Source organism: Allobosea sp. 117 (assembly GCF_000702305.1).
In the GTDB taxonomy this organism is placed as follows: domain Bacteria; phylum Pseudomonadota; class Alphaproteobacteria; order Rhizobiales; family Xanthobacteraceae; genus Ancylobacter.
Genome location: NZ_JNLC01000010.1, coordinates 17602 through 30438, shown reverse-complemented (window position 1 = coordinate 30438; position 12837 = coordinate 17602). Strand labels below are relative to the sequence as shown.

General features: G+C 68.8%; 13 protein-coding genes. 10 read left to right on the top strand and 3 right to left on the bottom strand.

Annotated elements, in window-relative coordinates:
* Window positions 1-106 precede the first annotated feature (106 nt).
* Together U742_RS0102225 and U742_RS0102220 are read right to left on the bottom strand one after the other, a co-directional pair.
* Window positions 107-1225 (bottom strand): carboxylate-amine ligase, encoded by a 1119-nt coding sequence (locus U742_RS0102225; RefSeq protein ID WP_029349625.1) that lies wholly within the window; start codon window positions 1223-1225, stop codon window positions 107-109.
* Window positions 1226-1515: 290 nt separating this feature from the next.
* On the bottom strand, window positions 1516-2250 hold the full coding sequence (locus U742_RS0102220; RefSeq protein WP_029349622.1) for a 16S rRNA (uracil(1498)-N(3))-methyltransferase: 735 nt from the start codon (window positions 2248-2250) through the stop codon (window positions 1516-1518).
* Window positions 2251-2459: 209 nt separating this feature from the next.
* On the opposite strand from U742_RS0102220, the gene U742_RS21840 reads away from it, so the two are divergent.
* From U742_RS21840 to ptsN, 10 genes are all read left to right on the top strand, one after another.
* Window positions 2460-3047: a hypothetical protein gene (locus U742_RS21840; RefSeq protein ID WP_248310237.1), complete on the top strand. Its 588-nt coding sequence runs from the start codon at window positions 2460-2462 to the stop codon at window positions 3045-3047.
* 32 nt (window positions 3048-3079) lie between these two features.
* Window positions 3080-4036 carry a 4-hydroxybenzoate octaprenyltransferase gene (gene ubiA, locus U742_RS0102210; RefSeq protein ID WP_029349618.1) on the top strand — a complete coding sequence of 319 codons (957 nt, stop codon included), beginning with the start codon at window positions 3080-3082 and terminating at the stop codon, window positions 4034-4036.
* Between the two features lie 8 nt (window positions 4037-4044).
* Window positions 4045-4449 (top strand): GFA family protein, encoded by a 405-nt coding sequence (locus tag U742_RS0102205; RefSeq protein ID WP_029349616.1) that lies wholly within the window; start codon window positions 4045-4047, stop codon window positions 4447-4449.
* 213 nt (window positions 4450-4662) lie between these two features.
* A complete protein-coding gene (locus U742_RS0102200; RefSeq protein WP_029349614.1) occupies window positions 4663-5295 on the top strand; it encodes a ribonuclease D in 633 nt (210 codons plus the stop codon).
* A 280-nt stretch (window positions 5296-5575) separates the two neighbouring features.
* The gene (gene lptC / locus U742_RS22800; RefSeq protein WP_248310236.1) at window positions 5576-6526 is read left to right on the top strand and encodes an LPS export ABC transporter periplasmic protein LptC; all 951 of its coding nucleotides are present in this window, start codon (window positions 5576-5578) and stop codon (window positions 6524-6526) included.
* Window positions 6527-6600: 74 nt separating this feature from the next.
* Window positions 6601-7287, top strand: a complete 687-nt coding sequence (locus U742_RS0102190; RefSeq protein ID WP_029349610.1) for an LptA/OstA family protein — start codon at window positions 6601-6603, stop codon at window positions 7285-7287.
* Window positions 7288-7426: 139 nt separating this feature from the next.
* On the top strand, window positions 7427-8587 hold the full coding sequence (lptB, locus tag U742_RS23500) for an LPS export ABC transporter ATP-binding protein (protein ID WP_248310235.1): 1161 nt from the start codon (window positions 7427-7429) through the stop codon (window positions 8585-8587).
* 46 nt (window positions 8588-8633) lie between these two features.
* Window positions 8634-10214, top strand: a complete 1581-nt coding sequence (gene rpoN, locus U742_RS0102180) for an RNA polymerase factor sigma-54 (protein ID WP_029349607.1) — start codon at window positions 8634-8636, stop codon at window positions 10212-10214.
* 174 nt (window positions 10215-10388) lie between these two features.
* Window positions 10389-10985 carry a ribosome hibernation-promoting factor, HPF/YfiA family gene (raiA, locus tag U742_RS0102175; RefSeq protein WP_029349605.1) on the top strand — a complete coding sequence of 199 codons (597 nt, stop codon included), beginning with the start codon at window positions 10389-10391 and terminating at the stop codon, window positions 10983-10985.
* Window positions 10986-11064: 79 nt separating this feature from the next.
* Window positions 11065-11529: a PTS IIA-like nitrogen regulatory protein PtsN gene (ptsN, locus tag U742_RS0102170; protein ID WP_029349604.1), complete on the top strand. Its 465-nt coding sequence runs from the start codon at window positions 11065-11067 to the stop codon at window positions 11527-11529.
* A 138-nt stretch (window positions 11530-11667) separates the two neighbouring features.
* Here ptsN and U742_RS0102165 read toward each other — a convergent pair whose 3' ends face one another.
* Entirely contained in the window at window positions 11668-12741 is a 1074-nt protein-coding gene (locus U742_RS0102165) for an NAD(P)-dependent alcohol dehydrogenase (protein WP_029349602.1), read from the bottom strand.
* Between the last annotated feature and the right edge of the window lie 96 nt (window positions 12742-12837).

Sequence of the window (12837 nt, the reverse complement as noted above, 5' to 3'; positions counted from 1 at the left end):
CGGCCGAAGCCCGCAGGGCGCAGAGCCGGGATCGTCGGCCATTATGTCGCGATCCCGGATACGGCCTTCCGGCCGTTCCGGCATGACGCAGGGGAATGGCTGGCCGCTATTGCGCGGAGGCGTGGGTGAGCCAGGTCTTCACCGCGCGCAGCGCCTCGCCGCGGTTGCCGGTGCGGTGCGCCGCCTCCTGATAGACGGCGATCTGCATGTCGGCGCTGGTGCCGCCATGGGTGATCGCCTTGAGCTGGCGCAGATGATCGAGGCCGCCGAGCGCGCGGGCATCGTCGGCGAGCATGTCGATCAGGGTTTCGACCGCCTGCGAGACCGGAACGGCCTGCTTGGCGGCGCGGTCGACGAAGCTGCCATGGATGCCGTAGCGCTGCGCCCGCCACTTGTTCTCGGCGGCGATGGCGCGGTCCACCGCGTCGACGCCGGCGTTGAATTTCGGGTTGCGCACCAGATGGCGCACCAGCGCGCGGTAGAGGGTGGCGATGGCGATGGAATCCTCAATGCGCGTGCAGGAATCGGGCGCCCGCAGCTCCAGCGTCGGATGCTTCTCGGACGGGCGGATCGCCCACCACACATAGCTCGAATCGCGGATCGCCCGCGCCGCCACCAGCGCCTCGATATAGTCGTCATAGTCCTTCGCGCTCTCGAACAGCTCCGGCAGGCCGGTGCGCGGCAGCTCGTCATAGGCGGCGAGCCGGTAGCCCATCAGCCCGGTACGCTTGGATTCCCAGAACGGCGAGGAGGTGGCGAGCGCCACGAACACCGGCAGGAAGGGCAGGATGCGCCGCATGACATCGATGCGCAGGTCGGGGTCCGGCAGCTCGACATGCACATGCATGCCGCAGAGCAGGTTGCGCTCGCCGAGCATCTGCAGGTCGTGCATCAGCCCATCATAGCGCTGCGCCGGCGTGCGCTTGCCCCCCTGCCAGGTGGCAGTCGGATGGGTGCCGGCGGCGAAGAAGGCGAGGTCGAAATCGCTTGCCACCTGCCCGAGCGCGCGCCGCAGCACGCGCAGCTCCTCGCGGGCATCGTCGGAGGAGACGTGCGGGCGGGTCATCACCTCGATCTGCGGCTGCAGCATCTCGCCCGACACGGAGGTGCCGAGCGCGGTGCGCGCCCGCTCCATGAAATCCGGGGGCATGCGGCGCAGCACGCTCTTGGTCTCGGAATCGACGACGAAATATTCCTCCTCGATCCCGATGCGGTATTCGCTCATCGTTCATTCCCCCATGCTTATTATTAAAAGCATTCAAATTCGCAGCAGTCCGGCATGCACACACGGTGCATCCGTGCTGCGAATCAGAGGATGATCAGACTGGCGTCGATTAAGCCTGAAGTGTGACCTTAGAAATACAAGATTGTTTAGCCGATTTATTGTTGCAATGCGGTGAGCGATGAAACCGAAAGGCGAAACATTTCGAATGAACGTCGACATTGCACACAGATCCGGTCAAGCCGGCTGATAACGTCGGCGAACCGAACCGGTTCCATCACGAAAAATGCCGCTCAGGCCCGCTGGCGTGCCGCCTCGATGAGCGCCAGGGCGGCCACCGCCGCCGTGTCGGCACGCAATATGCGCGGCCCGAGCGCGAGCACGATGGTGCCGGGGCGGGCGAGCAGCGCGCGGCGCTCGGTGTCGGCGAAGCCGCCTTCCGGGCCGATGAGCACGGCGAGCGGACCGCGCACGGCGGCCGAGAGGACGGCCGGCGGTTCACCGGCCGCCGCCTCGTCGCAGAACACCAGCCGGCGCTCCGGTTCCAGCGCCGCCAGCCAGCGCTCGAAGGCGAGCGGCTCGGCGACCTCCGGCAAGGCGAGGATGCCGCATTGCTCGGCGGCCTCGATCACATTGGCGCGCATGCGCTCGGTGTTGACGCGGCTCGCTTGGGTGTGGCGGGTGATGACCGGTACCAGCCGGCCGGCGCCCATCTCCACCGCCTTCTGCACCATGTAGTCGAGCCGGGCATGCTTGAGTGGGGCGAACACATAGTCGAGATCGGCCAGGCCGGCCTGCGGGCGGAGCTGCGCCTCGCAGGCGAGCACGACGTCGCGCCGCCCGGCCGGCTGGCGCAGCGCGCGCCATTCGCCGTCGCGCCCGTTGAACAGGTGGATGGCCCCGCCGACCGGCAGCCGGATCACGTCCGCGACATAATGCGCCCGGTCGCGATCGAGGCTCAGCTCGGCGCCGGCCCCGAGATCATCGGGGACAAAGAGCCGCTGGGCCCGAAAATCGTAGGGCTCCATAAAGGAAATTCCCCTAAAATGCCGACAATCCACGCGGGAGATGGCCGTTCATGCCGTTCCCGCCGTGATGTTGCCCAATCTTTCGCGCCTCTGTATCACGCTTGGTCAATTCTGGTGCGGGCCGTTACGACATGATGCGTGCATTCGAGGGCGGCAGACGCCGACCCGTCCTTCTTCTCGCCGGCGCATTGGCGGGTGCCGCATTCGCCGTGTCGCTCGTCGCGCCGGCCGAGGCGCAATGGATCGGCGAAGGCGGCGGCGGCGCGATCATGTCACCGGTGCCCAACGGGGCGCCCGCCGACATGGCGCCGGCCGGCCCGGATGCCGGCGGCTTCTCGCCGGCGCCGGGCATGTCGCAGCGTCCCGGACCCGCCACCAATTGCCAGGCCGACGTCGACGTGCTGCGCGGCGATCTCGACGCCCGCGGCAAGAAGCTCGAAGCCAGCATCAAGAAGAAGGCCGGCCCCGTCGAGCTCTGCCCGATGTTCCGCAACTTCGTGACGGCGCAGGAGAAGTTCTACAACTACCTCAACAAGAACCAGCAGAACTGCGGCGTCCCGCCGGACCTGCTGAAGAAGGTGAAGGCCAACACCATGCAGGTGGCCGACACCCGCAACAAGGTGTGCAAGGCCGCCGCGATGGCCGAGAGCGGCGGCGGCGGAGGTGGAGGCGGCGGGCCGCCGCCGCAGGGCCAGCTCTCCTCCGGCCTCGGCCTGCCGAGCGGCATCCCCTCCGTGCAGCATTCCCAGCAGAAGGGCGGCGTGTTCGACACGCTCGGCGGCAGCGCGCTGCGCTGAGCCATGGGCGGCGCCGGCTGGATAGGTCGCAGATGAACGCTTCGCCGGCCGGACCTTCCACGACATCCGCCGGCCCGCGCCCGGCCGACGCGACCCTGAGCTGGGTCGACCGCGCGCCGGCTGCCTCCCGCCCCTTCCTGCGCCTCGCCCGCGCCGACCGGCCGATCGGCTCCTGGCTGCTCGTCATCCCCTGCTGGTGGTCCACCGCGCTCGCCGCGCACATGTCCGGCGCCGGGTGGACGGCGTGGAGCCTCGCGCTGCTGGCGCTGTTCGCGGTCGGCTCGATCGCCATGCGCGGCGCCGGCTGCACCTGGAACGACATACTCGACCGCGACATAGACGGGCGGGTGGAGCGCACCCGGGCGCGGCCGATCCCCTCCGGCCAGGTGAGCCCGCGCGGCGCCTTCGCCTTCCTGGTCGTGCAGGCGCTGGCCGGCCTCCTCGTGCTGCTGACGCTGCCGCGCTTCGCGATTTTCACGGCGCTGGCCTCGCTCGGCGTGGTGGCGATCTACCCGCTGATGAAGCGCGTCATCTGGATTCCCCAGCTCGTGCTCGGCCTCGCCTTCTCCTGGGGCGCGCTGATGGGATTTGCCACGCTGATGGAGGCGCTGCCGGCGGCGGCGCTGCTGCTCTATGCCGGCTCGGTGCTGTGGGTGGTCGGCTACGACACGATCTATGCGCATCCCGACCGCGAATATGACGCGCTGATCGGCGTGAAGTCGTCCGCCCGGCTGTTCGGGCGGTCCACCCATGGCTGGCTGGTCGCGCTCTATGCGGGAACCGCCCTGCTGATCGGCGCGGCGATCGCCAGCGCCGGCGGCGGCGTGATCGCCTATGCCGGGCTCGCCGCCTTCGCCGCGCATCTCGCCTGGCAGATCCGCCGCCTCGACATCGACGACCCCGCCCTCTGCCTCGCCGTGTTTCGCTCCAACCGCGACGCCGGCCTCATCCTGTTCGCGGCCTTCGCGCTGCAGGCGGCGGTCGGGTGAGCGCGCCGATGCGGATCGACGGCCAGTGCCATTGCGGCGCGGTGCGCTTCGAGGCGGAGATCGACCCCGAGGCGATGTCGGTTTGCCACTGCACCGACTGCCAGGTCCTCTCCGGCTCGCCCTTCCGCCTGAGCGTCCCCGCCGCGCCAGCGAGCGTGCGGATGACCGCGCAGCCGCCGAAATTCTACGTGAAGACCGGCGACAGCGGTCGCCGCCGCCGGCAGTATTTCTGCCCGGAATGCGGCTCGCCGATCTATTCGGACGATGCGGAGGACGACGAGGGTCCGCGCTACATACGCTGGGGTGCCATCCGCCGGCGCGCCGAGCTGAGGCCCGCCCGGCAGATCTGGTGCCGCTCCGCCGTCACCTGGCTCGATGCCGTGCCGCAGCTTCCCGGCCAGGACACCGAATAGGCGACACCGAATAGGCGACACCGAAAAGCGAGGCCGCATCGGTTGATCGGCCGCCCGCGCGGGTGTTAGAGCATGTTCCGCGAAAGTTGAGAGACTTTCGCGACGAGAACATGCTCCAAACTATTGCGCGAGAGCACTTTCTTATCGATCAGGTGATTCCACCTGATCGGAAAGGGCTCTAGGGAGCGCGGTCTTCACGAAAGCCCGACCGACATGACCATCCGCCTGCACCGCGGCGACCTCAGCGACCTGTCGCTCTACACGCCCGAGCGGGCGCCGGTGGTCGCCATCGACACCGAGACCCTCGGGCTCAACCCGCACCGCGACCGGCTCTGCGTGGTGCAGCTCTCACCCGGCGACGGCTCGGCCGACATCGTGCAGATTCCCGCCGGCGCCGGCCGCTACAGCGCGCCGAACCTGGAGAAGCTGCTCGTCGACCCGGCGATCACCAAGCTGTTCCACTTCGCCCGCTTCGACGTCGCCGTGCTGGGCAAGACCTTCGGCATCGAGGTGAAACCGGTATGGTGCACCAAGATCGCCTCCAGGCTCACCCGCACCTACACCGACCGGCACGGGCTGAAGGAGCTGGTGCGCGAGCTTCTCGGCCTCGACATCTCCAAGCAGCAGCAGAGCTCGGACTGGGCGGCCGAGGAGTTGACCGAGGCGCAACTGCAATATGCCGCCTCCGACGTACTCTATCTGCACGCGCTGCAGGCCAAGCTCGCCACCATGCTGGCGCGCGAAGGGCGCACCGCGCTGGCACAGTCCTGCTTCGACTTCCTGCCGACCCGCGCCGCGCTCGACCTCGCCGGCTGGCCGGAGGAGGACATCTTCGCGCATTCCTAAGGGCTTCGCCCGGATCCGCCACGGAGCGGCCGGATATCCGCCGCTTTCCTGAGGCATCCGGGGATGGGGAAGAAGCCCGGCTTGCGCATGGGTGCCGATGGCCCCATCTTGTCGCGATGCCTGCGGGGCATTGGGGAATCCTGGAGCATGTTCCGCGAAAGTTGAGAGACTTTCGCGATGAGAACATGCTCCGTATTGAAATAGAGCACTTTCTTATCGATCAGGTGATTCCACCTGATCGGAAAGGGCTCTTGAATTCGGGGCGCGCGATCGGGGGATCATGAACCGACACGTTCCACCTCCTTATCCGCCTGACGACGCGGTGGTCGGCCGCGTGCGCGTGTCGTCGCGCCAGCCGGCGGCGATGGCGGCCGACTTCCGCGCGGCCAAGCGCCATAGCTGGCGCGTGCGCTTCTTCAAGGTGGCCCTGCCGATCGGCGTCGTGGTGGCGGGCGTCGCCACGGTGGCGGTCGCCTATCTCGACCCCATGCGCCTCGCCGCCAACCTGCCCTTCGAGCTCTCGCGCGTGTCGCTCGACGGCAGCCGCATCAAGATGGAGGCGCCGCGCCTGTCCGGCTTCACCACCGACAATCGCGGCTACGACGTCTCCGCCACCGCCGCCTCGCAGGACGTGACGCGGCCGAACACCATCGATCTCGAGCAGATCAAGGCGCGGCTGGAGATGGCCGACAATGGCTGGGCGAAGATGACCGCGCAGGCCGGCCAGTACGACACCAAGTCGCAAAAGCTGCACCTCGGCGACGGCGTGCGGTTCGACACCTCGGGCGGCTATGGCGGCACGCTGCAGCAGGCCGAGATCGACATGAAGGCCGGCACGCTGGTCTCGAACCAGCCGGTGCAGCTCGAATATCTCGACGGCAAGCTCACCGCGGACACGCTCGAAGTGTCGCAGAAGGATTCGCGCGCCTATCTCACCGGGCACGTGCAGCTCAATTTCCGCATGCCGCAGCCCGACGCCGACAAGGAGAAGGACGCGGAGAAGGCGAAGGGCACCGAGGCGCCCGAGCCGCAGCCGCCGCGCGCCGAGATGCCGATTCCCGCGCCGCCCGCCGCCGAGCCGCCGCCGCCCCGCACGCGCACCGCCGACGCCCAGCCGATGCGACTCGACGGAATTGCCGCTCCGGCCGCCCCCACCGCCCCGCCGCGCGCGGGCGCCTCCATCAGCCTGCCCGCCACCGCGCCCCTGCCTCCGCCCCGTCCGAATCCCTGAATCTCCCGGCACAGCTCCCGTTGGGGCACAGGCCGGATTGCACCCGCCATCCGGCCCCGTTAAGAAAGCGCGGCATGACATCTCCGGCACGTATCCTCCTCGCCCTGACCCTCGCGGCCGCGCTCTCGCCGTTCGCCGTGGCGCCGGCTGCCGCGCAGATGAAGAACGTGCCGAACGCGCTGCAGGGCTTCGCCACCAACCGCGACCAGCCGATCCAGATCAACGCCAACAGCCTCGAGGTCCGCGACAAGGACAAGGTGGCGGTGTTCTCCGGCAATGTGGTGGTGGTGCAGGGTGACACCACCATGCGCTGCAAGGAGCTGGTGGTGTTCTACGATGGCAAGGAGGCGGGCAAGGAGGCCAGCAAGACGGCTCCCGACGCCGGCGCCAAGACAACCGGTGCCAAGCCGGCCGCCTCCAATGGCGACGCGCTCGCCGCCGGCAGCCCGATCAATTCCTCGGCGGTCCGCCGGCTGGAGATCAACGGCAGCGTCATCGTCACCACCAAGGAGCAGACGGCGACCGGCGACCAGGGCATCTTCGAGACCAAGACCAACACCATCACGCTGACCGGCAAGCCGGTGGTGCTGACGCAGGGCCCGAACGTCATCCGCGGCCAGAAGCTGACCGTCGACCTGACGAGCGGCACCTCGCGCTTCGACGGCGGCCGCATCGAGAGCCTGATCGTGCCGAACAGCGTCAACCAGCAGAAGCCGGGCGCGCCCGGCGCTCCCGCGGCGCCCGGCAAACCCAAGCCCTGAGCCGCCTTCCGCCTGGTACCGGCGGTGGACGCAGGTGCGGCATCGCGGTACGCGGCCCGTATTTTGCATCCGGCATTTGCCAGCGCCTTCGCGAACGTTTATCACCCTATTGTGGTGCGTTTCACCACGGAGGGTGCGTGTGAGGCTTTTCCCGCTTTTCGGCCGCAAGACCCATTCGGCGCCACCGCCCGGCGGACAGGCCGGGCAAGGCTATGACGCGGCAGGCGGGCGCCGGGTGAACTGGGATCGTCCCCCGGCCGGGGAGCAGGACGACGACCCCTACGCCCTCTACCCCGATCCCGATTTCACTCTTCCGAACGACGACGGCGCCGAATATCTGGTCGACGACTATCCGGCACGCGCCGGGGAGCGGCAGGGCGCGGACCGCGCGCCGGCCGTTCATGCGGCTCCCTACGACTATGGCGATTACGCAAGCTCCGCCCCGGCGGGTGCGGCTCCTGCCGGGGCGCAATACGCCTATGGCGAGACCCGTCCCGACGCGCGCGCCGCCAGCGTCCAGGCACCGCGCCTCAACGGCCATTCCGGCTCCGGTGTGACGGCGGAGATGCCGAGCGGGACCGGCGTGCTCGGCGCCTTCGGCCTCGGCAAGAGCTATGGCGGGCGGCAGGTGGTGCGCGACGCCAGCCTCAATGTGCGGCGCGGGGAGGCGGTGGGCCTGCTCGGGCCGAACGGCGCCGGCAAGACCACCATCTTCTACATGATCACCGGCCTCGTTAAGGCCGATGCCGGCCGCATCGAGCTCGACGGCCACGACGTCACGCATCTGCCGATGTACCGGCGCGCCCGCCTCGGCGTCGGCTACCTGCCGCAGGAAGCCTCGATCTTCCGCGGCCTGTCGGTCGAGAACAACATCCGCGCCGTGCTGGAGATGGTCGAGCCCAACCGCCGCAAGCGGGAGGAGGAGCTCGACGGCCTGCTCGAGGAATTCCGCGTCACCCATGTGCGCAAGTCGCCGGCCATCGCGCTGTCGGGCGGCGAGCGCCGCCGCGTCGAGATCGCCCGCGCGCTCGCCACGCGGCCGACCTTCATGCTGCTCGACGAACCCTTCGCCGGCATCGACCCGATCGCGGTGGGCGACATCCAGACGCTGGTGCGCCACCTCACCGAGCGCGGCATCGGCGTGCTGATCACCGACCACAATGTGCGCGAGACGCTGGGCCTGATCGACCGCGCCTACATCATCCACTCCGGCACGGTGCTGATGGAGGGCCAGCCGGACGAGATCGTGTCGAGCTCCGAGGTGCGGCGGCTCTATCTGGGCGAGGAGTTCCGCCTCTGATGCCCAGCCCCGCCCCCCACGCAGGCGCCATGCCGGAGACAGCGCCATGTCGCTGAGCCCGCGCCTCGAATTCCGCCAGACGCAAGCGCTGGTGATGACGCCGCAGTTGATGCAGGCCATCAAGCTGCTGCAGCTCTCCAATCTCGATCTGGTCGCCTATGTCGAGGCCGAGCTCGAACGCAACCCGCTGCTGGAGCGCCAGAGCGAGCCGGAGGGCGAGTACGGCGCGGAGGGCGCCGGCGAGTCCGGCCATCCGGAGGGGCATGCGGACGGGGCGGACGGCGCCGACCACGACCGTGGTGCCGAGGGCGAGGCCCGCGCCTCCGACTGGATGGAGGAGCGGCTGGAATCGAGCCGCGCCATCGAGGAGCGGCTCGACACGGGGCTGGAGAACGTCTTTCCGGACGATGCCGGGCGCGAGGGGGCGCCGACCTCGGCGACCGGGGATGCCGGCGCCTATTCGGAATGGGCCGGCGTGGGCTCCGGCGGGCGGACCGACGAGAGCTACAACCTCGAAACCTTCGTCTCGGCCGAGGAGACGCTCGCCGAGCACCTCGAACGGCAGCTCGCGCTCGCCGTCTCCGACCCGGTGCAGCGCCTCATCGGCCACCACCTGATCGACCTGATCGACGAGGCCGGCTACCTCACCGCCGATCTCGACAGCGTCGCCGAGAAGCTCGGCGCGCCGGTCGCGACCATCGCCGGGGTGCTGGCGGTCATCCACAGCTTCGACCCGCCGGGCATCGGCGCGCGCAACCTTTCCGAATGCCTCGCGCTGCAGCTCAAGGAGCGCAACCGCTTCGACCCGGCCATAGCGGCGCTGCTCGACCACCTCGAATTGCTGGCGCGGCGCGACTTCGCGCAGCTCAAGCGGGTCTGCGGCGTCGACGACGAGGATCTCGCCGAGATGGTCGCCGAGATCCGCCGGCTCAACCCCAAGCCGGGCCTCGCCTTCGGCTCGGGCGTGGTGCAGCCGGTGGTGCCGGACGTGTTCGTGCGTCCGGCGCAGGACGGCAGTTGGCTGATCGAACTCAATTCCGACACGCTGCCGCGCGTGCTGGTCAACCAAGCCTATTATTCGCGGGTCTCCAAGACCACGCGCAACGATCGCGAGAAGGCGTTCCTCACCGACTGCATGCAGACCGCCACCTGGCTGACCCGCTCTCTGGACCAGCGGGCGCGCACCATCCTCAAGGTCGCCACCGAGATCATCCGCCAGCAGGACGGCTTCCTGGCGCTCGGCGTGCAGCATCTGCGCCCGCTGAACCTGCGCATGGTGGCGGATGCCATCGGCATGCACGAATCAACCGTCTCGCGCGTCACTTCGAACAAGTACATGGCGACGCCGCGCGGCATCTTCGAGATGAAGTATTTCTTCTCGTCGTCGATTTCCTCCTCCGACGGCGGCGAGGCGCATTCGGCCGAATCGGTGCGCTTCCGCATCAAGCAGATGATCGACGCCGAGCCGCCGGACGACGTGCTCTCCGACGACACGCTGGTGCAGCGCCTGCGCGAGGCGGGGATCGAGATCGCCCGCCGCACCGTGGCCAAGTATCGCGAAGCCATGCGGATTCCCTCCTCGGTGCAACGCCGGCGCGAGAAGCAGGCGGCCCAGACCGCCGGCTGAGCCCCATCGAAAATGGCGGCAACAAGGCACCACCCCACGCGATCCGATTGACACATTCCCTCGCGGCTCCTACCTGTTAGAGGCGTCGGCCGGGCAAGTTGGGGGTTCTGGCGAGGCACAGCGAAGCCAATACGGCGCGCGTGCTGCCTCTGCCGAAATGAGGGACTAGTCACGATGCCGCTGCGCGTTTCGGGCAAGAATCTCGACGTCGGCGAGGCATTGCGGCAGCGGGTTTCCGACCGTATTGCCGATGCCTTGGGTAAATATTTCGACGGCGGCTGGTCAGGCCACGTCACCGTCGCCCGCGAAGGCTCCGGATATCGTTCCGACTGTGCGCTCCACCTCGACAGCGGGACCATCCTGCAGGCGCATGGCAACGCCCATGACCCCTACAGCAGCGCCGACGCGGCGGTGGAGCGAATCGAGACGCGGCTGCGCCGCTACAAGGACCGCTTCCGCGCCCGCAACGGCAACGAGGCCTACGCCTCGCCGGTCGAGACTGCCGCGCTGACCGTGCTCTCCCTCCCCGAGGAGGACGAGGACGACGGCGTGCCGCATGACTGGTGCCCGACCGTGGTGGCCGAGGCGACCACCGACCTGCCCAGCCTCGCCGTGAGCGACGCCGTGCTCGAGCTCGACTTCTCGGGCGCTGCCGTCCTGGTGTTCCGACACGCCAGTCACGGACGCATCAACGTCGTCTACCGCCGCCCGGACGGGCATGTGGGCTGGGTCGACCCCCCGGCGCACACGCCCGCGGACGACATCCATTGAGCCGCATCGAATCGAGCGGGAGCGCCCCCTCCGGGGCGCTCCGACATGTGTGCCGCGCCGCCCCATCCGGACTTCGCCCATGCCGCTGAACGACATATTGACGCTGCCCGCCATCGTCCCGGCCCTCCGGGCGACCAGCAAGAAACAGGCACTCCAGGAATTGGCGGCGCGGGCCGCCGAGCTCACCAAGCGGGACGAGCGGGAGATCTTCGAGACGCTGAACCAGCGCGAGCGTCTCGGCTCCACCGGGGTGGGCAACGGCATCGCCATCCCGCACGGCAAGCTGCCGAAGATGGACCGGCTGTTCGGCATGTTCGCCCGCCTCGACAAGCCGATCGACTTCGAGGCGCTGGACGGCGAGCCGGTGGACCTCGTCTTCCTGCTGCTGGCGCCGGAGGCGGCTGGCGCCGATCATTTGAAGGCGCTGGCCCGCATCGCCCGCCTGCTGCGCGATCCGGGCGTCGCCGCCAAGCTGCGCAGCACGCGCGACCCGGCGGTCCTCCACACCATCCTCACCGGCACGCCCGCCTCCGACGCGGCGTGAGGCCGACGGCCGAGCCATTCACATCGGAAAACGTCATGGCCGGGCTTGTCCCGGCCATCCGTGTCTTTCGGTCGGCACGAAGCGGACGTGGATGCCCGGCTCAAGGCCGGGCATGACGATGTCCGCGGCCCGCTCCCGTTACGGTGTGATCGCTACCTTCAGGACGCCGTCGCGCTGGTGCGAGAACAGGTCGTAGGCGGCCTCGATGTCGTCGAGCTTGAAGCGGTGCGTGACCAGCGGCTTCAGGTCGGCGCGGCCGGAGGCGATGACGTCCATCAGCCGGCGCATGCGCTCCTTGCCGCCCGGGCACAGCGTGGTGACGATCTTGTTGTCGCCGAGGCCGGCCGAGAAGGCGCCGAGCGGGATCTTCAGGTCGCTCGAATAGACGCCGAGCGAGGACAGCGTGCCGCCGGGCCGCAGCACGCGGAGCGCGGTCTCGAAGGTGTTCTGGGTGCCCAGCGCCTCGATGGCGACGTCGACGCCGCGCCCGTCGGTCAGCGCCATGATCTGCTCGTAGACATCGCCCTGCCGGAAGTCCACCACGTCGGAGCAGCCGAGCTTCCTGGCGATCTCCAGCCGCGCCGGCACGGTGTCGACGCCGATGATGCGGGTGGCGCCCTTCAGCTTGGCGCCGGCCACCGCGCACAGGCCGATCGGGCCGAGCGCGAACACCGCCACGTGGTCGCCGATCTTCACCTCGCCGCTCTCGGCGCCGGAGAAGCCCGTCGACATGATGTCCGGGCACATCAGCACTTCCTCGTCGGTCAGCTCGTCCGGCACCGGGGAGAGGTTGGCGATGGCGTCCGGCACCAGCACATATTCGGCCTGGCAGCCGTCGATGGTGTTGCCGAACTTCCAGCCGCCCATCGCCTTGAAACCGTGCTTGGTGCCCGGCCCGTCCTGCGAGCCGCAGCCGCACAGGCAGGCATAGGAATGCCCGCTCGGCGTGATGGCGCCGGCGATGACGCGCTGGCCCTCGCGATAGCCGGCGACCGCCGAGCCGAGCTTCTCGATGACGCCGACCGGCTCATGGCCGATGGTGAGCCCCTTCTCGACCGGATATTCGCCCTTGAGGATGTGGACGTCGGTGCCGCAGATGGTGGTGGTAGTGATGCGGATCAGCGCGTCGAGCGGGCCGACCTCGGGAATCGGCTTCTCGTCGAGCACGATGCGTCCCTTCTCGACGAAAATCGCGGCTTTCATCTTGGCCATGGCGGTCTCCTTGGTTGTCGGGCACGGACTATCGCCCGGCGGCCCGACGATGCCATGACACCGATCAAGTGCCGGCTGACGATGTTAAGGAGGTGC